At 62.3% G+C, this 24,301-nt stretch carries 24 protein-coding genes; 17 read left to right on the forward strand and 7 right to left on the reverse strand.

Annotated features, from left to right (window positions below):
- Positions 1-367: 367 nt before the first annotated feature.
- From LQE90_RS11780 to LQE90_RS11845, 14 genes are all read left to right on the forward strand, one after another.
- Positions 368-667, forward strand: coding sequence for a helix-turn-helix domain-containing protein (locus tag LQE90_RS11780; RefSeq protein WP_231088325.1), 300 nt, complete (start codon positions 368-370; stop codon positions 665-667).
- A gap of 10 nt (positions 668-677) precedes the next feature.
- The gene (locus LQE90_RS11785; protein WP_216529932.1) at positions 678-1,265 is read left to right on the forward strand and encodes a hypothetical protein; all 588 of its coding nucleotides are present in this window, start codon (positions 678-680) and stop codon (positions 1,263-1,265) included.
- Positions 1,266-1,285: 20 nt separating this feature from the next.
- A complete protein-coding gene (locus LQE90_RS11790; RefSeq protein WP_231088326.1) occupies positions 1,286-3,106 on the forward strand; it encodes a VirD4-like conjugal transfer protein, CD1115 family in 1,821 nt (606 codons plus the stop codon).
- Between the two features lie 185 nt (positions 3,107-3,291).
- Positions 3,292-3,510: a hypothetical protein gene (locus tag LQE90_RS11795; protein ID WP_216529934.1), complete on the forward strand. Its 219-nt coding sequence runs from the start codon at positions 3,292-3,294 to the stop codon at positions 3,508-3,510.
- A gap of 13 nt (positions 3,511-3,523) precedes the next feature.
- Positions 3,524-3,952 carry a PrgI family protein gene (locus LQE90_RS11800; RefSeq protein WP_216529935.1) on the forward strand — a complete coding sequence of 143 codons (429 nt, stop codon included), beginning with the start codon at positions 3,524-3,526 and terminating at the stop codon, positions 3,950-3,952.
- A complete protein-coding gene (locus LQE90_RS11805) occupies positions 3,930-6,329 on the forward strand; it encodes a VirB4-like conjugal transfer ATPase, CD1110 family (protein WP_216529936.1) in 2,400 nt (799 codons plus the stop codon). Before LQE90_RS11800 ends, LQE90_RS11805 begins: the two co-directional genes overlap by 23 nt.
- Positions 6,326-7,912 (forward strand): glucosaminidase domain-containing protein, encoded by a 1,587-nt coding sequence (locus tag LQE90_RS11810; RefSeq protein WP_216529937.1) that lies wholly within the window; start codon positions 6,326-6,328, stop codon positions 7,910-7,912. The genes LQE90_RS11805 and LQE90_RS11810 overlap by 4 nt, the downstream gene beginning before the upstream one ends.
- A 15-nt stretch (positions 7,913-7,927) precedes the next feature.
- Positions 7,928-8,644, forward strand: a complete 717-nt coding sequence (locus tag LQE90_RS11815; RefSeq protein ID WP_216529938.1) for a hypothetical protein — start codon at positions 7,928-7,930, stop codon at positions 8,642-8,644.
- A complete protein-coding gene (locus LQE90_RS11820; protein ID WP_216529939.1) occupies positions 8,644-9,654 on the forward strand; it encodes a VirB6/TrbL-like conjugal transfer protein, CD1112 family in 1,011 nt (336 codons plus the stop codon). The genes LQE90_RS11815 and LQE90_RS11820 overlap by 1 nt, the downstream gene beginning before the upstream one ends.
- A gap of 18 nt (positions 9,655-9,672) precedes the next feature.
- The gene (locus LQE90_RS11825) at positions 9,673-10,068 is read left to right on the forward strand and encodes a hypothetical protein (RefSeq protein WP_216529940.1); all 396 of its coding nucleotides are present in this window, start codon (positions 9,673-9,675) and stop codon (positions 10,066-10,068) included.
- A gap of 67 nt (positions 10,069-10,135) precedes the next feature.
- A complete protein-coding gene (locus tag LQE90_RS11830; RefSeq protein ID WP_216529941.1) occupies positions 10,136-10,627 on the forward strand; it encodes a DNA gyrase in 492 nt (163 codons plus the stop codon).
- An 11-nt stretch (positions 10,628-10,638) separates the two neighbouring features.
- Positions 10,639-14,214 carry a VaFE repeat-containing surface-anchored protein gene (locus tag LQE90_RS11835; RefSeq protein ID WP_216529942.1) on the forward strand — a complete coding sequence of 1,192 codons (3,576 nt, stop codon included), beginning with the start codon at positions 10,639-10,641 and terminating at the stop codon, positions 14,212-14,214.
- A 71-nt stretch (positions 14,215-14,285) separates the two neighbouring features.
- Complete coding sequence (locus tag LQE90_RS11840) at positions 14,286-15,023, forward strand: class B sortase (RefSeq protein ID WP_216529943.1); 738 nt, start codon at positions 14,286-14,288, stop codon at positions 15,021-15,023.
- Entirely contained in the window at positions 15,020-15,169 is a 150-nt protein-coding gene (locus LQE90_RS11845; protein WP_231088327.1) for a DNA-binding protein, read from the forward strand. The genes LQE90_RS11840 and LQE90_RS11845 overlap by 4 nt, the downstream gene beginning before the upstream one ends.
- A 170-nt stretch (positions 15,170-15,339) precedes the next feature.
- On the opposite strand, the gene LQE90_RS11850 is transcribed toward LQE90_RS11845, so the two are convergent.
- The 6 genes from LQE90_RS11850 to LQE90_RS11875 form a co-directional block, all read right to left on the reverse strand.
- The gene (locus tag LQE90_RS11850; protein WP_216529944.1) at positions 15,340-16,302 is read right to left on the reverse strand and encodes an Abi family protein; all 963 of its coding nucleotides are present in this window, start codon (positions 16,300-16,302) and stop codon (positions 15,340-15,342) included.
- Between the two features lie 225 nt (positions 16,303-16,527).
- Complete coding sequence (locus tag LQE90_RS11855) at positions 16,528-17,103, reverse strand: hypothetical protein (protein WP_216529945.1); 576 nt, start codon at positions 17,101-17,103, stop codon at positions 16,528-16,530.
- A complete protein-coding gene (locus tag LQE90_RS11860) occupies positions 17,100-18,395 on the reverse strand; it encodes a relaxase/mobilization nuclease domain-containing protein (protein ID WP_231088330.1) in 1,296 nt (431 codons plus the stop codon). The genes LQE90_RS11855 and LQE90_RS11860 overlap by 4 nt, the downstream gene beginning before the upstream one ends.
- Positions 18,396-18,403: 8 nt before the next feature.
- Positions 18,404-18,829 (reverse strand): hypothetical protein, encoded by a 426-nt coding sequence (locus LQE90_RS11865; RefSeq protein ID WP_216529947.1) that lies wholly within the window; start codon positions 18,827-18,829, stop codon positions 18,404-18,406.
- Positions 18,830-19,050: 221 nt separating this feature from the next.
- Positions 19,051-19,980, reverse strand: coding sequence for a ParB/RepB/Spo0J family partition protein (locus tag LQE90_RS11870; RefSeq protein WP_216529948.1), 930 nt, complete (start codon positions 19,978-19,980; stop codon positions 19,051-19,053).
- Entirely contained in the window at positions 19,977-20,744 is a 768-nt protein-coding gene (locus LQE90_RS11875) for a ParA family protein (protein ID WP_216529949.1), read from the reverse strand. Before LQE90_RS11875 ends, LQE90_RS11870 begins: the two co-directional genes overlap by 4 nt.
- A gap of 250 nt (positions 20,745-20,994) precedes the next feature.
- On the opposite strand from LQE90_RS11875, the gene LQE90_RS11880 reads away from it, so the two are divergent.
- Entirely contained in the window at positions 20,995-21,285 is a 291-nt protein-coding gene (locus LQE90_RS11880) for a hypothetical protein (protein WP_216529950.1), read from the forward strand.
- 75 nt (positions 21,286-21,360) lie between these two features.
- Here the strand turns inward: LQE90_RS11880 and LQE90_RS11885 are convergent, their stop codons facing one another.
- Entirely contained in the window at positions 21,361-21,726 is a 366-nt protein-coding gene (locus LQE90_RS11885; RefSeq protein WP_231088328.1) for a YraN family protein, read from the reverse strand.
- A 783-nt stretch (positions 21,727-22,509) separates the two neighbouring features.
- On the opposite strand from LQE90_RS11885, the gene LQE90_RS11890 reads away from it, so the two are divergent.
- Positions 22,510-22,719 carry a DUF6290 family protein gene (locus LQE90_RS11890; protein ID WP_154477984.1) on the forward strand — a complete coding sequence of 70 codons (210 nt, stop codon included), beginning with the start codon at positions 22,510-22,512 and terminating at the stop codon, positions 22,717-22,719.
- 1 nt (position 22,720) lies between these two features.
- Entirely contained in the window at positions 22,721-24,301 is a 1,581-nt protein-coding gene (locus LQE90_RS11895; protein ID WP_216529951.1) for a type I restriction-modification system subunit M, read from the forward strand.

A 24,301-nucleotide genomic window follows, 5' to 3' on the forward strand; every position in this document is an offset into this window, starting at 1 on the left:
TGGGTGAGCACGTCTTCCATTGCAACCTCCATCTCTCCTGATGATGGAATTGTCGCAACCGGGGCCCCGTCGCGTGTACTGCGTGCAGGACACTTATCCAAAGTGGTCTAACACAACGTCAACCTTGGACATACGAGGCAGCTGTGAGAACTAAAGTTCACGTTTGTATTACTGTGCCAGGCGCGGGTTCAGCCGTAAGGCTTCCTATGACGGTGCGCCCGCCTGATTCGAAATCCCGCGACGGGTTCCCGTCGCCTCATGACGGATTTCGCCACAGAGATGAAGCGCACCGCTACCCTTCCCAGCATCACCGGGCCCACCAGGCCGCGGCTACGGCGACTCGCAGCCGTGAGTGATGGAGGAAGCAATGGAAGATCTCGACCCGATTACCCGCCAGTTCCTTGGCGTCATCAACAACTACAAGGAGCGGAGCGGGATGTCCACGACGGAACTCGCGCGGCGACTCGGCATGAGCGACTCGAACGCCGGGAAGAAGCTGCGCGGAGAGGTGGTCATGACGGCATTCGAACTCGTATGCATCACCTGGATGTTCAACATCAACTTCGCCGAGTACTTCCTCGTGGACTTCGCGAACTTCCCCGAGTCCACGCGCCCTCCAAAGAAAACGCAACGTTTGAAGACTGGGACAAATTGTCACAGCGATTAGGAGGACGACGATGCCGAGCGACTTCGGGGACGAATCGGGCGAGAAGCTATTCGATTGGATGCTGCGAGTGGGCCAGGAGGCAGGACAGGCCGCCATGGCGCACAGCGCCGCGAGGGTATCCATGGCGTTCAGGAACGCCGTCGGCAACATCGGGCACGAAAACGAGCCGACCGTTGCCGCAGAGACGAACGACACCCCCGAATGGGCGAAGCTCAACCTCCACGAATTCAGGGAACTCCCCGAATTCGAAACCATCAAGGAAATCATCGACGCGAAACTCGACCGCGAAGCGCTGAGCCACGAGTTCTACGACGAGGACGACAAGTCCTACCTCATCTTCAGGATAGACGACGCGCCCGAGGTGGCGCGCTGCTTCGACGAGCTCGCGGACGAGACCGTGCGCTCCTGCAAGAAAGCCGAGCAGCATCTTGCCAAGGAGAAGGGGCGAAGCGCCGATGCGAGAGGCGAAGAAGGCCTCGCGGACCCCGATAAAGAACCCTTGCAGGAACGCGTCGAGGCGTTCAGGAAATCAGCCGAGCTCGCAGAGCGCGCACGCGGCAGAAGCCGCGAGGTCATCGACCAGGTGAGGGGCCGTTGACGCCCTTCGACAGAAATACCGTGGCGAAAATCGCCCTCGCCTCCGCCTTCGCCGCCATCGCGGGCTTCCTCTTCACGGGAAGCCTTCTCGCGCTTCCCGACGGCTCGCTCGACCCGATAGCAGCGCTCGCCGGAATGCCCGGATGGATAGCCGACGGTGGCGTGCGGACAGCGAACGCGCTTGCGCCGCTCGCCGGCATTCTGTGCGCGTGCGCCGTGTGGGGCATCTGGTTGCACCAGGCCCTTCGCGGCGGCACGCTCCGCCGTGGCGAGGAGCACGGTTCTGCCCGCTGGGGCAGCCTGGAAGAGGGCGAGGCCTTCATGAACCGAGAGGACCCCTCCCTCAACATCCCCCTCACCAAGCACGTCGGCATACCCGTCTCGCGAGACGGGTTCGACCTGGAGACGGACCGCAACCGCAACGTCTGCGTGGTCGGGACTCCCGGCACGGGCAAGACCCGCAGCCACGTGCTGCCGCTGCTCATGCAGATGAACGCGAGCTACCTGGTCACGGACCCGAAGGGCACGCTCATCGGCTCGACGGGGTGGATGTTCGAGGCCGCCGGCTACAGGATCCGCAACTTCGACCTGGTGAGGATGGAAGCCTCTAGCCACTACAACCCCCTGGCATACGTGCGCACCGACGTGGACGTGCTGTCCATCGTCGAGTGCCTCATCAGCAACACGACGGGCGACGCCGAGCATACGGGGGACCCCTTCTGGGAAAACGCCGAGCGCCTGCTCTACACCGCGCTCATCGCCTACCTCATCCACCACTGCCCGCCCGAGGACAGGAACCTGCCGGGCATGCTCACCCTGCTCTCGCTGGCGGAAGCGCGCGAGGGAAACGAGGCGTACATGAGCCCGCTCGACCTGCTGTTCCACGAGCTGGAGACGGGCAAGCGCCTGGTCTCATCGGGCGACGACGAGCCCTTCGACGAGGGATCGAGGGCGTTCTCGAACGGGTCGGCGTCGGTGCGCTGGATTCAGGTGCGCGAGCCCGCCGAGCAGTCCGCAGACTTCGCGCTCAACGCATACAGACGCTTCAAGACCGCCGCCGGCGAGACGCTCAAATCGATCATCATCAGCTGCAACACCCGCTGCCTGCCGCTCATGGCAGACAACGTGCAGGAGCTACTCTCAGACGACGAGCTCGCCCTCGACACGCTCGGGGACGCGGGTCAGAGAAGCGTCGTCTTCGCCTCCATGCCCGACACCAGAGGGACGTTCAACTTCCTCTTCGCCATGCTCATGTGGCAGGCCGTCAACGAGCTCTGCGACACGGCGATCATCGACCACGGCGGCGCGCTGCCCACCCCCGTCCACCTCGTCTTCGACGAGTTCGCCAACATCGGCAAGCTGCCCGACATCGACCGCTTCATAGCCGTCATCCGGAGCAGGAACGTCTCGACATCCCTCATCCTGCAGTCCTTCGAGCAGCTGAAGGGCACCTACGGCGAGGAGAAGGCGCTGTCGATCAGGGCATGCTGCGACACGACCCTGTTCCTGGGGTCGACGCTTTTCGGCACCAACGAAGAGATATCCAAGATGCTCGGAACCCAGACCATACTCTCGCTCACCCTGAACGACACGGACGGCAACACCAGGTCCACGACCGTGAACAGAACCCTCTTCGAGAGGCCCCTGATGCTGCCCGACGAGGTGGGACGCCTCTCGAGGAGGAAGGCGCTCCTGCTCATAGCGGGGGCATACCCGTTCAAGGACGACAAATACGACGCTGCAGACCATCCGCGCTGGGACGAAGTCGAGCCAGGGCACAAAGGGGCGAAGCACGCAGCGCCGTTCGACTTCGGCGCGTACCGGGAAAGGAACGAAACATGACCTGATGAGAAGACGGCAGCGGCAATGCCCGAGGCACCTAGGCCCCATTCGAGCTTCCACCCCCGACGGGGCTGCCGCCGCCAAAGACGCAAAGGAGCGCTCGCACGCTCCGCACGCCAATCTTACCACGCAAGACAAGGCGCCGCTTCCACCCCCGGTGCCGCACAAGCAAAGGAGGCATTCACATGCTTGGAAACATCATCTCGCTCGTCACCGGATGCGTGACGTTCCTGGGCGGGTTCCTCGTCGTCTGGGGAGCCGTGCAGCTCGGACGCGCGTTCGGCAACCGAGGCGGCGGGGGCGAAGGCATGGAGGCCGGCATCGCCACCATCGCAGGCGGGGCCATCATCATCGCCGCAGCCGTCTACTTCGGCCAGCTCGACACCTCATGGATCCCGGCTTAGGGGAGGGATCTGAGTGATAGACGACAAGCTGCACATACCCATCCAGAAGGACATCGGCGAATACGAGCAGAAGCTCTTCGGCGACATGTCGATCAGGACGTGCGCGTGCCTGGCGCTCGGCTTCGCCACCGCCGTCCTCGTCGCGGTCGTCTCCTGGTCGTGGCTCGGCATAATCCCCTCGGACATGACGTTTCCCATCATGCTCTCCACCCTTCCCTTCTGGCTTGCCGGGTTCTGGAAGCCGCACGGCATGCCCTTCGAGAAGTTCCTTCCCCTCGCAGCCAGGCACTACACGAGCAAAAGGACGTTCACCTTCACGCCGAGCCACCGAGACGAGCTCGCGCTGCCCTTGTCGCTCGAGCCGAGAAAGCTCAGCGCCAAGGAGAGAAGGCACACATACCGAAAGGGGGCCGAGCTCTATGAGCCTCATGAAAGCGCCTAAGCGCAAAGCGCAAGACGATCGCAGAAAGAACAAAGACGCCAAGAAGAAGCGCAGGCAGACGACGAGCCTCTGCGGATACGAGCTCATGTTCAGAAACGGCGTCGCCCAGGTGGCCCCGGGGCTGTTCAGCCAGATGATCCGTTTCGGCGACATCACCTACCAGTGCGCCCGCAAGGACACCCGCGAGAACATCTACAGCACCATGAGCGCGCTGTACAACTACTTCGGCCCAGACACGTCGGTTCAGGTGACGATCACGAACGACCCCGTGCCCGCAGAGGAGATCGGTAACAGGACCTTCTTCCCCAAAAGCGACCCCTGCCTCGACGAGTACGTTGACGAGTACAACCGCATCCTGAACGACAAGATGCGCGAGGGCGTTTCGAACCTGAAGCGGCACCGCTACCTCACGTTCACGACGAAGGCGGACGACATCGACGCGGCGATCCCGAAGCTCGCGCGCATGCGGAGCGACTGCATGCAGGCGCTCGCCAGGATCAAGAGCAAGTCGGAAGTCGTCGACGGGACGGAGCGCCTGAGAATAGCGCGCAGCTTTCTAAGCCCCCTGTCGCTCTTCGACTTCGACTGGGACAATTTGTCACAGTGCCCCACGGCGAAAAGCGTTGACTTCGTGGCTCCCATGTCGGTCGACTTCAAGCCCTCCGGCAGAAGCGACGCGTTCAAGGCCGACGGGGCCTGGTGCTGCGTCATGGCGATCCGCTCGTTCGGCTCGATCCTCATGGACGACTGCCTGGCGAGCATCGTCGACCTCCCCATCCCGCTCTCCATCTCGCTGCACTTAAAGCCCATCCCCCAGGACAAGGCCATCGACATGGTGCAGGGAAAGATAGACTGGATGGACATGGAGGAGCGCGGCCAGAAGAGTCGCGCCGCCGCGAAGGGAATCATCCTCACCCAGACATCGACCGCATTGCGCTACTCGCGGGCAGACGCCGAAGAGCTCTTGGACTTCCTGCGCAGCAAGAACGAGCAGCTCTTCGAGTACGCCGGCTACGTATTCACGTACGCGGCGACCGAGGAGGAACTCGACGAGCAGGTGGACCGTATCATCTCCACCGCACGCGGATCCGCCCTCACGGTGGAAACTCTCAACTACCGCCAGGAGGAAGGCTGGGGATCGGCCCTTCCCTTCGCAACCAACCGATGCGACGTGACGCGCCTGCTCACGAGCGGGCAGATTGCCATGCAGATGCCATTCGCGTCTCTCGAGGTCAACCAGCCTGGCGGCATCTATCTCGGGCAATCCAAGATCACCAACACGCTCGCCATCCTGGACCGCCTCTCGCTGCCCTCTCCCATGGGCTTCGATTTCGGCACGCCCGGCACGGGCAAGTCGAACGCGCAGAAGAGCGTCTGGCTGCAGGTGCGCATGCTCTACGGGGACAGGGCGCAGGGCATCTGGATAGACCCTACAGGCGAGGGACGGCCCGTTGCGGAGGCTGGCGGCGGCGTGAGCATCAGGCTCGCCGCAGACTCCGGACAGTTCATGAACCCCTTCGACAAGAAGGACGTGGAGTTTTTGGACGCGCCGCTTCAGAGCGCGTTCAAGATAGACGCCTTTTTGGCCCTTTCCGCGTCGATGATGGCCGAGGGCAGGCAGGGCCTCACGCAGGCCGAGCGCTCCATCATCGCCCGCTGCGTCGAAGAGGCATATCGCCGTGCCGGAGATTCCGACACGCCCATCCTCGAGGACTTCTACAACCTGCTCCTCGAGCAGCCCGAGAGCGCCGCCGAGGACATCGCGCTTCGCTACGAGCGCCACGTCAAAGGGTCGCTGTCGTTCTTCAACCGCAAGTCGAACGTGAGCCTCGATGCGCCCATGGTCAACATCGACCTGCACGACCTCAACACCGACATGAGGGTGTTCGGCATGCTCACAGCGCTCGAGCAGGTGCGAAACCGCATGTACCAGAACTTCGCAGAGGGAAAGACAACCTGGCTCTTCATCGACGAAGTGCAGAGCCTTTTCAAGCATCCCGCCGTCATCGCGTACTTCGAGAGCTTCTGGGCAGAAGGCCGCAAGTTCGGTCTGGTCGCCACTGGGCTCTCGCAGAACGCCAGCTTCATGCTCGGCAGCGACATCGGGTCGACCATGATCCTCAACTCCGACTACCTCATGCTGCACAAGCAGTCGAGCGTCGACCGCGACCTGTGGGCGGAAACGCTCAACCTCTCCGATGAAGAGGTCCGCTACATCGACGACGGCATCAAGCCGGGCGACGGCCTGCTTGTCGCGGGCGGTGCCCGTATGCCGATAACCAACGAGCTTCCCAAGGGCAAGATCTACGACCTGCTCACCACCAAGCCCTCCGAAGTGGCGGCGCTCGGCGGCACGGGCGGAAGGTCCGCCCGATGACGAGAGCGTTCGGGACAGACCCGATGCACGACATCGTCGCAGGCGACGTGCAGACCCTGCTCAACACCGGAGTGGTGTCGGGCGGCGAGGCCTTCCGCGACGGGGTCGTCGGAAGCGGAAGAGGCGTGCCGAGAAACGTCGATGACGCCCGTTCCGCCGCCGGATTGAACATCGGGCGCATGGCTGCGTCTTCGCTTGTAACCGAGCTGGACAAAAGCGACGAGCTCGACGGGGCGCGCGAGGTCTACGACGCCGCCCAAGGCGGATTGATTCTGAAGAGGAAACTCGCCGACAAAAGGCGCGCCGAACCGCCCGGGGCAGACGCCGCGCAAGGGCCGGCGCGCATCCCCGAATCCGCAAGGAAGGCAAGAACAGCCGCCAGGCCCTCCCAGCATGCCGGCACACCGCGCGCGAAGGCAAACGGAGCGGTAGGCGCCGCAAAGGCCTCGGCCAACGCGCCGGCAAGCGCCTCTGCCGAGATGTCCGCCCGCACCGTGGGGGCGAACGTCGTAGGCGGCGGCGCGAAGGCGGCCGCTGCCTCCGCCACGGCGGAAGGCGGAGCGGGCGTCATCGGCGCGATCGCAAGCGCAGGCGCACCGATAGCGGGGGTGGTCGCCGGAGTCATCGCATTCGTGCTCGGCGCGCTGCTGGTGGGACAAATTGTCTCAGCACTGTTCGGCTTCTGGCAAAACGAGGCCAACAGGCAGGCGATGGAGGGCCTTCCTCCCTACATCACCTACGAGATGGTGGAGGCGGCGCTCGCCGCCCAGGAGGAATACGGGCATCCTGCCGGCTGCACCATCGCCCAGATCATCTGCGAGAGCGGCCAGGGCGACCACATGAGCATGCTCGCCACGCGCGACCACAACCTCTTCGGCATGAAATGGGCGTCCTCGTACGCCGCAGCGCCCGAGGTTTCCGGCAAGGCGAGCTGGGCGACCGGAGAGGAGGCCGCCGACGGCGGACACTACACGATCACAGCGCAATTCATCGTCTTCAAGGGCGACGCCGAGTGCATAGCCTTCAGGAGCCGCGTCTTCCTGCAAGCCGAAAGGTACGCCAACAACCCGCTCATCAAAGAGGCGATCGCCAACCATGACTCCGACAAGATGGCGGAGGGCCTCAAAGACGCCGGCTGGGCGACAGACTCGAGCTACGTGGAAACCCTGAAATCGATTATGGACACCTACAGCCTGCGGCGCTTCGACACCATGAGCGTGGAGGACTTCAGGGCCGGAGAAGAGAGCGGCAACGCGATAGTGGCGGCGGCATACAGCCAGCTCGGCGTCCCCTACGTGTGGGGCGGATCCACGCCGGGAGTCGGCCTCGACTGCAGCGGCCTCACCCAGTACTGCTACCGCCAGGCAGGCATACGCATAGGGCACAACACCGAGGTGCAGAAATCCCAGCTCACCCAGATCCCGCTTTCCCAGGCTGCTCCCGGGGACATCCTCTACAGGCCGGGGCATGTCGCCATCTACATCGGGGGCGACAGGTACATCCACGAGCCCCATTCGGGCAGCGTCTGCAAGATAGCGGAAGGAATCAGCTACTTCACCTGCGCCCTCACGGCGCGTGACTAGAAAGGAGACCAAGGGATGGAGAAGAAAGGCAAGGCCACGCTCGTGATCGCCTGCGCGGCGCTGCTCGTGCTCATCGCAGCGGGCTGCGCGCGCTGCACGATGGTGCACACAGGCGGGCAGGAGGCAACCGAGCAGGCCATAACGCAAGAGACGGAAATCGCCGGCGACGCGCAGGCGGGCCTCGACGGCCTCGTGGGAACAAAATGGACCTCCCCGGACGGGTCGGCGACCCTCTCGATCGTGAACGGGGCGTTCGCGGAGAACTCGGATGGCGCGCAGCAAATCACCTTCTGGACGTCGGACAACGCCGTTGCCGACGAGGGCGGGTTCTCCGAGTCGATCTGGATAAGCGACACCGTGACGTCCGACCAGACGCCCTCGCTCGTCAGGGTCGACGAGGCAGAAGACGGCGGCCTCGTTATCGCCTGCGACGCGTTCGAACTTTCCGATACCTACGTGATCGACGCGCCAGAGGACGTCGAGCTCTCAATCGCCGGAAACGTCGACTATCTGGCGGAATTGACTGGCGTCGAGCAGGCGGAGATTGCCGCATGCCTGCAGGAGTTCGCGTCGCAAAGGTGTCCCTATGCGACGGCGGCCACCTGGGACGGAGAGATCTACATCGACGCCAACAGCGAATCGACCAGCTCGACATTCACCTTCAACGACCCGAACGCGACCATCGTCACCGTGACCATCGACGGGCGGACGGGCGAGCTCGAAGCGATGTGATGCCCATGGGAACGCTTCTGAGAATCTCGTGCGACAGCCGCTTCAGAAAGGCCTTCGCGCTGACCGTCGCGCTTCTCGCCCTCGTCCTCATACCGACGCAGAGCGCCTATGCCGACATCGCCGACGACATCAACGGCTGGCTCTCCGACCTCCTGCGGGACGCCGCCAACTGGATGTTCTCGAAGCAGGTAGAGGTGCTCAAGGGAATCGGCTACGACGGCATCCTCGGTGCCGACTTCAACGCCATGCTCACCACCTCGGGGAGCATCTCGATGTACGACATAGCCCACGGCGTCTGGCAGGTCGCTATCCTGCCCATCGGCTGCGGGGTGCTCTCGCTCGTCTTCACCATAAAGCTCATCCAGATTTCCCAGAGGGTCGACGGCAACGCCTCGATGCCGGGCGTGAAGGAGGTCGTGTTCCTGCTCGTCTTCTTCGCGGTGTTCCTGTTCCTCATCCAGCACAGCTTCGAGCTCATGCAGGCGATCTACGAGGTGATAGGCATCGCCATCGACAGGGTCATAGGGCTCTTCGGCCAGGGGGACGCCCTGGATGTGTCGGCGGTCTCGATCGTCACGACCGACGGCGACATCCCCGCCCTGCTCGCGATGCTCATCGTCTCGCTCATCAGCTGGGTTGTGGTGCTCGCCGCGTACATCATCGCGCTCGTGGTCTGCTGGGCGCGCGCCCTGCAACTCTACATCATGGCGGCGTTCAGCCCCATCCCGCTGGCCTTCATGGCGCTCGACGACACCCGCCAAATCGGAGTCGGCTACCTGAAGAACTTCACGGCGGTGTGCATCGCGGGCCTCATCATCGTCATCCTCCTGATCGCCTTCCCGCTAATCCTGGGAGGAATCGTCGGCGTGAACCCCGGCACGGCAACCCCCATCGACGCGGTCGCGAACGGGCTCACCTACGCGCTACAGTACCTCGCCATGTGCATCCTGCTCATCCTCTCGCTCGTGAAGAGCGGGGCCTGGGCCCGGGATATCGTGAGCGGTTTCTAAGAGAAAGGAGAACCTGACGTGTACAACCCGAACAGCAAGGCCTCCCCAGAGGCGGCGTGGATGATGAACGACCCGGAAGACGGGTCGCGCCTGCTCCTCGAAGCGCACGCGGCGCCGGATCCCACAAGGCCCGACTCCTTGGGCTTCGCATTCTCCCTATGGGGCCAGGACGAGAACGGATGGAAGGAGCTGACGCGTGGCTTCAACTGGGGTTACTCGGATGCCGAAGAGCTCATCGACGCCGCAGAGTCCTACCTGGACTGCGAGCCCACGGACATCGAGCGGATCGGCTACGGGGAGTTCGAACGCGCCCTCATCGTTGGCGAGCGGCTCACCTCGAGAGTCGAACGCGCGAAATGCCCGCCGGCGGTCGAGCAGATGAGGAGAAAGGAGATGAACAAGATGGGCAGATGACTCAGGTAAGGCCGAAACCTCCGGCACTTCCACATCAAGCCGGAACGAGACGTAAAGGAGGGCTCGCATGAGCCAGGAAACACCGAAGAACACCTATGTCACGCTACACAAGAACTTCGTGCGCACCGACATAGAGTACACCGACCGAAGGACCGGTGAGAGAAAGACCTTCAACTCGGTGACCCTGCCCAAGGGCACGGTCATAGACGGGCGCGACGTGAGCTACTACCAGTTCAGCCCGCTTTTCGTCAACGACTCCCGCTATCGCGGCGAAGACTACCGCGACATCCCGCTGCTGACCGAGCGCGAGGTGTGGCTTCGCAAGAGCATCCTCGACGAGGACGGAAAGCCCGTCGTCGACGAGGCGGGCGTCGAGGTGAAAGACGTGATGAAAGTCATGCCCGCGCAGATCAAGGAGGCACTCGACCGCAACAGGAGCGAATACCTCGAGAGCCTCTCCAAGAAGGTAGGCAGGGCCAGGGACGGAAGCGAAAAGCTCGCACGCGACAACACGGCGAGAGCGGCATCCCGGACGTCCAGAGAAGACATCCCGTTTTAAGGAAGTGCGAGATGAGAGAAAGAACCATGGAGAGGATAACCTCCTCGAAGATCGTGCGCGTCGTCATGGCGATGGCGCTCGCACTCTCGGTCGCGGTCATGCCCTCGACCGCGCAGGCAGCTGGCCCCGCCTACGAGTCCGGGCGCGGCGTCACGTTCGCCGAGAAGCTGGGCTTCGACCCCGAGGCATTCGTTGCCAACCTGGAGGCGCACCAGGACCGCTACCTGGGCACCCCCTACACCATGGACGACCGCGAGGCGGGGCCGGGCGCGGGCATGGACTGCTCGACCTTCGTGAGCTACGCGCTCATCAACGAGGCGGGCGTTTCCGACTCGTTCCTGCGCTACGACATGCAGCCGCGCCATTGGGACGACAACTGCCTGCCCAACACCGAGACGCTCTACAACTGGGCGTTCGCCAACTGCGACGTGCAGGTGTTCAGCAGCAAGGCCGACCTTCTGGCCAGCAAGCCCGCCAAGGGCGACATCCTGTTCGTCTGGGCTAAATCCGCGGGCAACACCCCCGTGGGCGGCGGCGAGAGCCACGTGGGCATCTACTGGGGAGAGGGCAACGGCGAGGACCTGATGTTCCACGCCATCCCGTCCGTGTGCAAGATCGGTCCCATCGAGGGCAAGGTCGTGGGCGACCTCTACTACGCCAAGGTGACCGTCTCCCACGGCTTCGACCTGACGGTCGACAAGAGCGCGGGCGACACGATCGTGCTCGACACCGAGGGCAACGGACAGTACGCGACGAGCCTCGAGGGTGCCCAGTACGGCGTCTATGCGGACGAGGCGTGCACCGACAAGGTCGCGAGCATCACGATCTCCAAGAGCGGCTCGGGCTATTCCGGCACCGCCGAGGGGCTCGACCCCGGCACCTACTGGGTTAAGGAGACCAAAGCCCCATCTGGCTACGCCCTTGACCCGACGGTCCAGCAGGTCGTGCTCGAAGATGATATGTCCATCTCCTCTAGCGAGGAGAAGCAGTACTTCCCGATCGATGTCTCCATTACGAAGCTTGCCCGCGATGGCAAGCCGACGCCTGAAGGCGACGCATCGTTCGCCGGCGCGAAGTTCCGCATCGACTACCCCAACGGAAAATCCGGCGTCTATCAGACCAACGCTGATGGCAAGATTTCCATGAAGGTCGACGACGGCGCGTTCGTCGAGGGCGAACCCATGGACGTCATAGACGGCATGTACGTGATGCAGCTCGGCACCTATTCGGTGACCGAAATCGAAGCCCCTGAAGGCTGCGTGATTCCCGAGAACGCCACCCAGACCATCGAGGTGACCGCCACGAGCCAGCTCACCACCACGAGCACCAAGGCGACCTTCTCCAACGAGTTCGAGGGCACCTTGGGCTACGTGCAGACCCCTGCTTTGAGCTCCGTCATGGTAGCCAAGGGCGACGCGCTGCTCTTCGACGAGGAAGACACCGAAGGCGACGGCACCTACTACAACTATGCGCAAGGCGACGCCACGCTTGCAGGCGCGGAGTTCACCATCTACAACGCAAGTGCAGAGCGTGTGGACGTTGACCTGAATGACAACGGCGTCATCGACGAGGGCGAGGTCTTCGCAGCGGGAGACGCCATCATCACCATCGCTACCGAATACGACGCCGATCTGGATGCCTTCATCGCGAAGACGCCTGAGCAGCTGCTCCCATACGGCACCTACCTGGTACGCGAGACCAAGGCACCTCAAGGCTACACTGAAGATGGAGCTACTCAAAAAGAGTTCCAGGTACGCGAGGATGGCAAGGTCTACGAGTTCCTGCTTGCTGATGGAGAGCTCAACGAGGTAGCCGCCGGCGGCGTGCAGGTCGTGAAGTCTGACCTCGAGCTCGGGGTATCTGAGGCATTGGGCGGCAACTCCCACGATACGCTCGATACCGGTTCCACGCTCTCTGGCATCGAGTTCACCATCACGAACGCCAGCGAGCACGGTGTCATGGTGAACGGCCAGTGGTTCCATGTAGGCGATGCCGTCATGACCATCACCACCCATTGGAACGAGGATATGCAGGTGTATACCGCAGAAACATCTTCCGACACCCTGCCGTACGGCACCTACACCATCCAGGAGACGGCGACCAACGACTCCTATCTTCTGACCGACGGCGAGCCCCGAACCTTCGAGGTGCGCGCTGACGGCGAGATCGTGAGCGCATCCAAGGACGGCAACGTGCTCGAGTTCTTCAACCAGGTGGTGCGCAATGACATCGAGCTCGCCAAGATGGCCGACGACACCAACGCAGCCCAACAGGTGGCCTTCAAGGTGACCAACGTCTCCACCGGAGAGGCGCACGTCATCGTCACCGATCGCAACGGAGACTTCTCCAGCGCGAGCGGCTGGAACAGGCACTCCGACAACACCAACGGCAACGACCACCTCATGGACGTTAGCTACATCACCGCCGACATGATGGACGCCAAGGCGGGCACGTGGTTCTTCATGGGCGAGGACGGCACCGAGGCCGAAGTCGATGATTCCCTTGCCGCCTTCCCGTACGGCGAGTACACCCTGGAAGAGCTGCGAAGCGACACCAATGAGGGCTACCAGCTCATCGAGCGCACCTTCTGGGTGGAGCGCGACTCTTCCGTCGCCAGGGCCGTCTGGATGAGCCTGGATGACCAGCCCGGAGCCGACATCGGCACCATGGCGACCGACAAATCCGACGGCGACAAGTTCGTCTGGGGCTCCGAAGTCGTCATCGCGGACGAGGTCTTCCACGACGGATTAACCCCCGGTGAGACCTACACGCTCGAGGCAACGCTGATGGACGCCGACACGGGAGAGGCTGTCAAGAACGGCTCGGGCCCGCTCGCGGAAGACGTCACGGGCACCGTGACCTTCACGGCAGAGAGGGAGACCGGTTCCCAGGTGGTAGAGCTCTCGCTTAATACGAGCGAGCTCGCCGGCAAGCGCCTCGTCGTGTTCGAGAAGCTCTATGACGCCAATGGCGAAGTGGTCGCCACGCATGAAGATATCAACGACGAAGGCCAGTCGGTCACGGTGATCGAGATCGGCACCACGCTCGTCGACGCGGCTGACGGTGACCATGTGGTCGAAAACGGAACCGTAAAGGTCGTCGACACCGTTGCCTACAAGGGGCTCACCGCAGGCGAGACCTACACCGCCCACGGCACCATCATGAACAAAGCAACCGGCATGCCGCTTGAAGACGCCGACGGCAACCCCGTGACCGCGACTGCCGAGTTCGTTGCCGAAGGCTCTGAGGGCACCGTCGAGGTAACGTTTGAATTCGACGCGTCGGCGCTTGAGGAAGGTGCTGCGCTCGTCGCCTTCGAAGAGGTGCTCGATGTGGACGGCAACGTCGTGGCGGTCCACCAGGACCTCGAGGACGAGGGCCAGACGGTGGTCGTCGACAACCCCGACACGCCCGAAGTGCCTACCGCTCCTTATGACAAGACGGGCGCTGACCTGCTTCCCGTTTGGGTGCTCGTCTGCGCGCTGGTCGTTTCCGGCACTACCGCTGGCGCGTATGCGCTGCGCAACCGCATCCGCCGCGATGCGGAAGGAGCAGAACTCAATTCCGACAAGGCGGCAGACAAATAGTCAGCCCGACTTGGACGCATGAGAGGACGGGGCTGCGTGAGGCTGCCCCGTCCGTTATCTTGGAGATAGCAATGAAGACGAAGATCAAGAGCCGCATCGCGCTCATGGCAGCAATAACGGCGTTCATAGCGGCAGGAGTGCTGCTCGTGTGGCTTTGCGGCATCCACGGCAGGGCTGCGGATGTTGATCCCTCTCCCGTCTTAGGGCACATCGAAACCAGTGCGGCTGACGATGGATTTCCTGCGGTCGACTGGGATTACTGGCTTTCCGTGAACCCCGATATCGTCGCCTGGGTAACCGTTCCTGGCACAAACATCGACTATCCCATCGTCCAGGCGAGCTCAGGCGACCCGACCTTCTACCTTGACCACGACGTCTACCGTGGATGGAACCCCTACGGATGCCCGTACCTCGACGCCGACTGCGCAGAGCTTGGCCTCGACAGCCCGGTGGCGCTCATGTTCGCGCACCATATGAACGACGGCAGCATGTTCTCGGCGTTCGCCAGCTTCTCCGACGCCTCGTTCGCGAATGCTCACAGCGAGATACTCCTGCAGACGCCCGAGGAGAAGATGCGCCTGAGCGTCATAGCGGCAGATGTGGTCGACTCGAGCAGAGAAGGCAAGCGGCTGAGGTTCGCAGACGACGATGAGCTCGACTCCTGGCTCGAGGAGCTGCTTACCGAGGCGGACGTCGTCCTCAACGGGGATGCGCAAGCGGACAGCGTCAAGGCGTTCTGCACCTGCAGCTACGGGGAATGGAGCAGTCACGAGCGTACTATCGTATATGCGCAGGAGGAAGCGGAATGATGCTGCGGATTATATGCTTCATCATCGGCATGGCGATGATGGCCTGCACGATCGTGGGATACGCCTGCATTCGGGTGGGGGCCATGAGCGAGCATGCAGAGATGCCCGCCGTCAAAAGAGAAAATGCCCCCGACTCGCGCGTCTAGGCATAAAAATAGGGCAGAATCGCTCTCGCGATACTGCCCCGCAAACCCGAAGGTTTCTAACTGACTTCATTATCCCCGAATCGCCCCGAATGTCAAACGAGCTGGCGCGGGTTAGAGCCATCCTCCAAGATTTCAGCAAGAACGCTGCGCCAAAGATCGGCAGACGTCCGTCATGCCAACCAGTCGTCGAAGACTTTCTCCAGGAAGCGATACGAAGCAACCAGGGCATTGCTGTGCGCATACCAGTCCGCATTGGTTTTCGCCCTTCGTTTAAGGGCTTCTAGCCTCTGGGCGGCCGCGCAGCGCTTCTGCCCCGGAACGAAATGCCCGTGCGCGAATGCCAGGGAAGTCATCTGCAGGATGCGAGGGTTGCGGAGCCTCGCGCGCCTAAGCCTTCGCGACACGCCAATCTCGGCGAGGGCCGAGCTGACCATCGCGGGCGGCCTGCTCTCCAATGAATTCGAGCCGACGCCCAAGCCGTTGATCATGGCGCTGGAATGCGCCGCAGCATTCCTCAGGGAGCTCACGCGCCTGAGCAGGTAATGCTCGTCTCTCATCCTGGGATCATCCCAGCGCTCGGAGCAGAAGAGGTAGAAGTCCGCGAACGCCCCGAACGACGACAACTCAAGAAACACCCAGGCGGGCATCTCTTTTATCGGATACCGTGCGACGAGGGGGCCGAGATAGGCGTCGTTCTCCAAACGGGAAATCTCGCCCCTGCGCCTGTTGCGGTCACCGTGGTTGAGATGCGCAAGGTAGTCGACGAAGACGGAGTAGCCGTCCTCGTCGGAGTCCTCGGTTATCCTCTCGACGAGCTTGGTCTTGGCGGCGTTCTCCACGTCGAGCGTGAGGGGCAGCAGGAACCCGCGCAGCTCCTGGTCGATGCCCGCGAGGTCAACGAGGTGTCCGAAGTCGAGTCCCGCGTACTCGCCGTCGCGCTCGCCGCCGATGCGCTTGGGAAAGAGCACGCGGTATGCCGCAAGCCTGAAGTAATGGTCCTGCTCGGACAGGATGCGGGCGGCCTCCGCCTCGGCGCACAGCCCGAAGGTCACGCCTTTGGACTTCAGGTGCTCGATCTGTTCCTCGATGGTGAGCTTCGGCTTCCTGCCGTGCCCTTCTTTGACTTCTTCCATGATAATAGTCTTTCGCGTTTGGCTTGCGCCTTCCCCTTGCCGGACAGGCGGCGCTTGGTCGATCCCCTCCATTATCTTCGATTTCGACACCCTGGCGTTCCAGAACGTCCAATTCGAAGAAGCCGGATTCCTACCTGTCTCTATGCCTGTTTCCATGTTCACATGAACTTGAACACCGCCTTGATGAGCCATCTGCAGAATGCGCCGATAGCGCTGAACGCAAACTTAATCGCCTTCATTGTCCATCCAACCTTCCTCTTCGTCCCCAATCTCTGCTTGCTGTAAGGGCTGCGCCTCCCTTGCCCATGCGTATGATTCCCAGTCCGCACCGGCAAGGGCAGCGGCGGCCTCTTCGTCAATGTTAGAGTCGAACGTCGCCAATGCGTCGACCACCCCTTGGAGCTTGCTTGCCAGGGACGGCCCTCCGCCATCCGAGAGCAGCAGCGCCGACGCGCAGTCGAGGCGCATGACATCCACCAGGCCGTCGCCCATGCGGACGAGCGTCCGCTCCCCGTCGACCAAGATCTGCTCCACCTCTTCTAACTCGCCTGATTCTGCCAGAAGGAAGCGCCACCCCATGGATCTCCTGCCCACGGGGACGGCTCCGTCGTCCAACCCCTCCTTGAAGCTCGGATTCGCCTCGTAGAAATGAGCCTGCAGCCACAGGCCGCGTTCCATGTCCTCGAAACGGACCTCGTAGTTCGCCAACATGCAGCCGTCCCCGAACGGCTGAGCCGGCGTGTAGGAATCCGTGTCGAACACGTCCAAGCGACCGTTCCTATACTTGATCTGAACCTTCATCGGCCTCGTCCCTCCTTCTGCCTTTCACGGCTTCGCTGCCTTGCCACCGAGAGGCTCTGAAACCCCCTCTGATGACCGTTTTCGCCTCTCTGCGGCTCGTATTGCCACCTATCGGCGCTGCGGGTTCTGGGCGGTTCGGAAGGCCTCTCCACAGGAACCAGCGCATGCCTCGAGGCGTATTCCCTCGCAGCGCGCAGCTCGTCGATTCGCTCCGCGCATTTCTTGGCTGACCCTCCTTCGGACTCGCGCTCCATGCGCCTCCGCAGGGTGTCGATGCGCCTTCCGTAGTCGGCGCTCGACGAGATCGAGTACCGCGCGTTGGTCTCCACGGTCTTTGCGAGGTCGCCGAGCTCTGCCAGGTCGTTGAGTTCGACGGCGTCGGTTGCCTTCGCGAGAATCGCCCTGGATGACGCTGCATCGGGATGGTACGAGCCGATGCGCTCGAAGCGCTCGGTTAGGGCGATCTTGCCGAACGTCATGCCGAGACGCTCCCCGGAAACCTTCTTCGACGGCTGGTCGGCCAGCGAGAAGATCCAGTCCTCCCTCGGCGCACGGGCGGAGTTCTCGGCCACCTCGACCTCCATGAGCTCGAGTATCCGCATGAACTCGCCCTCGTTGCGAGAGAGGACCTTGGCGACGGACACCCTGTTCCTGATGTCGCTGACCCATGAATAGGCACCGGCTTCGAGAAGCCCGCGTTCGGGGAGATTGACATACACAGCCTGCCTCGTCTGGGGTCGGGGAGGGGTTTTCGGATTTCGCCGCCCCACCCTGCCCTTCGGCATCTCGTTGTCGAACGCCGCAAGGCCCTTCTCCTTGGCGATCTCCTGAAGGCTGCGGTTCATGTCGAGCGCGTTGGGGATGTGCAGGCGTCTGCCCGTGTCGAGGTTGGTGTTGTTCACCACGATGTGGGCGTGCGGGATGCGCTGCCTGTTGTCGTCATGGTAGACGACGGCGACCTGGTAGTCGGAGAAGTGCTTCCTGACCCATGCGTGCGTCAGAGCCCTCAGCCCCTCGAGATCGATATTGTCGCTGGGATCGGGTGAAATGACGTAGTGGCGGAACGTGATAGCACGCTGCCCCTTCCACGGCTCGTCGTTGCGGTAGTCGTGCCGCAGCTCGTCCATCTCGCGCGCCCACTCCACTTCGTCTTTCAGGGAATCGTCCAAGCCCTTGTCCTCGATCTCGTCCCAGGACAGGTTGAAGAAGTCGCGCAGGAGCGCCCTTCCGCCCTTCTCGAGGTAGTCTTTGATCCGCCCGCAGCCCGTGTGGCCGTTGATGGCTTTCAGCATCGGCACGGCTATCTCCAGAACCTCTCCGAGTCGCTGACTTCGCGAACCATGCCCTTGATTTCCTCGACGGAACCCTGCACCAGCTCGAGCTCGGTCGTGGCCTTGCCCAGCTGCTCCTTGGCCAGCTGGGGGTCGACCGCGCCCTTGTTCCTCACGAACATGGCGATGGTGTTGAGCGCCCTCACGGCCTGGTTGTAGTGGCGGCCCCAGCGTATCAGCTCGCGGCTGATGCGCCCCATCGTCTTGGCGTCGATGACAGCGACACGGCTGCCGTCGTCGAACGAGGCGAGCTCGTCCGGGCCCGCTATCGGAAGTCTGATAAGGGCGCGGATCGCCTCGGACCTTGCAAGCTCGAGTTGCTCCGCCTTTTGGTCTAGGAGCCGCCGGTCCTCATCGGTCATGCGGCAGCTCACGGTATGCGTGTACTCGCCCATCTTTTCTCCTTCGCGTCTTTCAGGGGCCACGGGGGATCCCCCGTGAAGGAAGCGGCAGCGTCGACGGAAGTCGTGCCAGCCGCTCCGTGACGCCGGGGGTCGGGGAGGGTTTCCCAGACGGGCATTCCGCCTGGAGTGGAAGCGCCCTGCCCCGCCCCGGCCAAGTTCATTGCGCTGTAATACGCAATGAGTTACTTGCTACGATTCGAATATGACGGGTTCTACCGAGCCCCATGGGCATCGGTGAACCCTGAGACCGCATTCGCGGCCTGGCGGGCCAGCTCCGCGATGCGGTCGATTGCCTCGGAATCTGCCGCGTTAGGGTTCTTGGGAAGGTTCGCGACAAAGCGGCGGAGCGCCTTTTCGGCGCTTACAAGCCGCTTGTCGGCGGCGGGCTCGGAGGCTGTCATCGAGGCGACCAGCTCGGTTGTCGCCGCCTTTGTTCTCGGCGACTCCGCCCATTTGTCGAACGCCGATCTCTGCGTCGCCTCTCCCGACTTCTCCAGCGCATCGATGGCCTTGGCGGACAGCTCGCCCGAGTCCGCGACCTCGCGCCACTCCGGGATGAGCTTTGCGACCTTGTCGGCCAAGGCCTCCTCGCGTTTGATGGTCTTGCCGCTGACCTTGCGGCCGGTCATCTCCTCCACGATGCGCGCCTTGACGTCCTCGGTGCGCATGCCCGCAACGGTCGGGTCGGTGGCGCGCATCTGCTCGACCTGGATGCCCAGGGCCTTTGTCGCAGCGGCGCGCTCGGTGACGGTCAGCGCCCTCGTGAAGAAGTTTGCGGTATGGAGCAGGACGAGGGCCTGCTCGTCCGAGATGTCGGCGATGACCCTGCAGGGCAGCTTGGAATAGGAGGGACCCTGTTGGGCAAGCAGCTTGAATGCGGCCATCCTCCGATGGCCCGAGATCATCTGGAATCCCCCGCCCTGCAGCCTGCGCACCAGGGGAAGGTCCGTCAGGCCGTCTCGCTCGATTGACTCCGCGAGCCTCACAATCCCCTCCTCGTCCATCGAGTACGCGACGTTGCCGGGATGCTCGCTGATGTCGTCGAGGGGAATCTCCTTCACGGGGAACCTGTTTGCGGTTTGGGCGCTGGCATCGAGAAGCCCGCTAATGCTGAACCCGTTGGCTACTTCCATGGCGCTCATGCCATCGCCTCCCATAACTCATCCGCAAGGGCCTCGTAGTCCTTCGCTGGCCTGCTGCCGGGCTCGAACACGGACACGGGCTTCCACTGCCAACTTCCCTCGCAGACCTTCGAGGAGGCGTGGATGACGTTGGCCAACTGCTGGTCCGGGAAGAACTTGTCCAACACCGCCTCGCCGGTTTTCTCGGCGTTGGTCATGCGACCGGGCACGCAGGTTCGCAAGATCCTGAAGGTTGGCACCGGCATGCGGAGCGCATCCGCGATCGCCTGGATGGCGTTTACCGTCAGAGCGGTTCCGCGCATGACGGTTGAGTCGAGCTTCACGGGGATGACCACCATGCCGGAGTCGGCTGCGGCAAGGTAGGCGTTGAACGCCAGCCTCTTCATGGTCGGGCTGCAGTCGATGATGACCACGTCGTAGTCCCCCGCGCAGTCGTCCAGCGCGAAGCGGAGCCTCTGCTCTCGCAGCATCAGCTCGTTCTGGTCGGTCAGCTCGATGATGGACGGGACGACGGAAAGGTTGGGAATCTCGGTCTCGTAGGCGACTTCGGAGACGGGGGCGTTCTCGTAGAGAAGCTGGATGGACGTCCTGCCGTCTGCGGCCGCGCGGTCGTAGAGGCCGAAGTAGTCGGTGGCGGATGCCTGGGGATCCAGGTCGATGAGCAGGACCCTCAGGCCTCGCGCCGCGTAGATAGCGGCAAGGTTAACGGCCGTGGTCGTCTTGCCCACCCCGCCCTTGTAGTTGCTCACTGCAAGGGTGCGCATGGGAAGCTCCTTCGCGTCTTGCAGCCCCGAGGTCGTGGAAGTGAGGGGCTGCGTATTCGGTTGGCTGGATGGGTTCCTTAAACGCAGTTTCCATCCTGTATTACCGATGGTATCACAAACTGATACGTTTTTGTATCAATTGAGTTAGCCAACGGCTAAGGTTTGTCAGTAGCGGATGGGGTTTAATTCGTGTAAGACTATGCCTGGAGTCAATTGCGGCATTGCGCCGTTTTAGGAAGGTTGCTTGACTATGAAGGACTATTCCAAGCCCAACAAGCAGTTCATCATGATCGACATGTACGACGATTCCGAGGATTGCGAGGTCCAAGCCGGCGTCGCGATTCCCGCAGAACATGCCGAGGCTTTCATCGCGGAAGTAGAGAGGATCGCCGTGGAGAAGTTCGGCGGGGCCACCTTCTCCGAGCTGCTCGATTGTGACGAGAACGACGAGTCGATGGACGCATCCTCGAAGAAGAGCTTCTCCGACCAGCTCGGCCGCGTCATCGCGGCCGCAGAGCGAATCATGAGGGAAGGCCGATAAAGCACGGAAGAGCCCCTCGGGGATGCAACCCCGAGGGGCTCCCGGCCCTCCAGCGGGGGCCGGGATGGAGGTCGATTACTCGACCCCGCAGCTGAAGGCGTTGATGTGGTGCCTCAGGAGGGCCCTGTCGGCGCTCACGACAAGCATGTCGATGATGTCGAAGCGGACCTGGATGTCGCCATCGGGGCAGTTGCCTGCGAGCCAGGAAGCTGCCGCGATCTCAAGGTCGCTGCGGGAGACCTTGCCGCCCTCGAAGCCGCCCTCGCCGTACTCGGTGGCGGTGACGTCGATGAAGACCAGGGAGTCCTCGTCGCTGGCGATCAGGTCGATTGTGGTTCCCTCGGGGGAAGTCCAACCGGTCTCGAGAAGCTCGAAGCCCTTGCGCTCGATGAAGCGGGTTGCTGCCTGGACTGCCTTCTCCTGAAGTTCGAAATTGCTCATGATGACCTCCGTTTGTTCGCGGCCGGCCCCTTTGGCCTGCCTTGTGATCCGGAAGCCGCGCAGGTTCTGGCCGAAGGCAAGGAGGAGAGCGAAAACCCGGCAGGGCCCGAGTTTTGCGCAGCAAAAGTTTTTCGCGCCTTGCCTGAAGAGCCTGGTTCTGAGCGAGTGTGGCGGAGCCAAGGAAGGCGAAGGTGGGCGTCCCGGCATGGGAGGTCTGAGCAACGGGTTCAGGGTTGGCTGGATGGCGAACCTGCTTTGAGCGTTGGCTGGAGCCGAGAGCGGCTGGGCTCCCGAGGAACGACGGCCCGATTGCTGACGAGGAATCGGTCTGACGATTCACCGTCGGATACGCTAGGCGGCAAGGGCGTGGCAAGATTGTCTGCGACCATATTCGCGGCTGCCAGCCAGCAATCAGCCCTTGACGGCAACAGTCCGCTTCATCATAGACATGTTGTGAGCGCATGGGCATCGTGGCGCCCGCGTTTTCACTGCGTGGGTCGTAATCGGCCGTCCTGGCGCTAGTGGACGCACGGCCACGTTCAACGCCGAGCTCTTCCGTGCACCGGTCTTCACTTATGATTCGCTCTCAAGCCCGCCGAGCGCTAATCCGACGCGGGAGGTGGGCTTGCTTCCCTCTGCTGTCCAATGCCTGGGACATGCAAACCACCTGCAACTATTTAGGATACAAATGGGCTGTTATTAGCTGGCTGCTAAGGACTTTTTCTGGTCGGTGATATACTTTCATTTGTATTGCATTCCGCAAATGAAACGTAAGGAATAGCGATGAGCTACAAGGAACTGATCAAGAGCGGCGCCGACGCGACCGACATCCAGCAGTACCTGGTCGATGGCGAAATGACGGCCATCACCATCCGCATCCCGAAGAATCTTCGGGATAGCGCTAAAGAAGCTGCAGAGCTTCGCGGCATGAGCTTCAGCACGTTGATCCGCAAGTGCATGATCGACGAGCTTTCGAATATCGAGAGGGGTTAACATGGCTGACACCACTAAGGAACAGCAGCGCGCCGAGCTGCACAAGACAATCTGGTCCATCGCCGACGACCTGCGCGGCAGCGTGGACGGTTGGGACTTCAAGCAGTACATCTTGTGCACGCTCTTCTACCGATTCGTGAGTGAGAACCTCTGCGCCTACCTTGCCGAGCAGGAAGGTGACCCCTCCTTCGACTATGCCTCCATGCCTGACGACCAAGCCGAGTGGGGCCGTGAGGAGACGGTGAAGGAGAAGGGCTTCTTCATCCTTCCCAGCGAGCTTTTCTGCAACATCCTCAAACGCGTCGACAAGGACGGCATGCGCCTTGCCGAGGATGGGCAGGACCTCAACGAGCTGCTGACCCAGGTATTCCGCAACATCGAGGGCTCCGCCGTGGGCACCGACTCCGAAAGCGATTTGAAGGGCCTGTTCGACGACATGGACGTCAACAGCGCCAAGCTAGGCAACTCCGTTGTCGAGCGCAATAAGAAGCTGGTGAAGCTCATCTCCAAGATCGGCTCGCTGGACTTCGGCGGCGCCTTCCAGGACAACTCCATAGACGCCTTCGGCGACGCCTACGAGTTCCTCATGACCATGTACGCCTCCAACGCCGGCAAGTCCGGCGGCGAGTTCTTCACCCCGCAGGAGGTGGGCGAGCTTTTGGCCCGCATCGCTATCGACGGCCGAAACAGCGTGAACAAGGTCTACGACCCCTGCTGCGGCAGCGGCGGCCTGCTGCTGAAGTTTGCGAAGATCCTGGGCAAGGAGAACGTGCGAAACGGATACTTCGGCCAGGAGATCAACCTGACCACCTACAACCTGGCCCGCATCAACATGTTCCTGCACGACGTCAACTTCGACAAGTTCGACATCGCGCTGGGAGATACCTTGAAGGAGCCGGCCCACTGGGACGACGAGCCATTCGACGCGATCGTCTCCAACCCGCCCTACTCCATCAAGTGGGAGGGCAAGGACAACCCCCTCAACATCAACGACGCGCGTTTCAGCCCTGCAGGCGTGCTGGCACCGGCTTCCAAGGCTGACCTGGCCTTCACTATGCACATGCTGAGCTGGCTCTCCAGCGAGGGCACCGCCGCCATCGTCGAGTTTCCTGGCGTTCTCTACCGCGGCGGCGCCGAGGGCAAGATCCGCGACTACCTGGTGCGCAACAACTTCGTCGAGGCGGTCATCCAGCTGCCTGCTGACCTCTTCTTCGGTACCACCATCGCCACATGCATCATCGTGCTCAAGAAGAACAAGACCGCCAGCGACATCCTGTTCGTCGACGCATCCGAGCAGTTCGAGCGCCGCGACTCCAAGAACAAGCTGATGCCCGATAACATCGACCGCATCATGGACGCAATCGCTGCGCGCGCAGAAGAGGAGCACTTCTCCAAGCTGGTTTCCAACGACGAGATCCTGGCCAATGACGCCAACCTGTCCGTCAGCTCCTACGTGGAAAAGCTCGACGAGCGCGAGGAGGTCGACATCAAGGAGCTCAACGCCGAGATTGCCCGCATCGTCGCTCGAGAGGACGAGCTGCGCAAGAAGATCGATGCCATTGTGGCGGACCTGGAGGGCTAG

The organism is Paraeggerthella hominis (assembly GCF_021044775.1).
Classification (GTDB): domain Bacteria; phylum Actinomycetota; class Coriobacteriia; order Coriobacteriales; family Eggerthellaceae; genus Paraeggerthella; species Paraeggerthella hominis.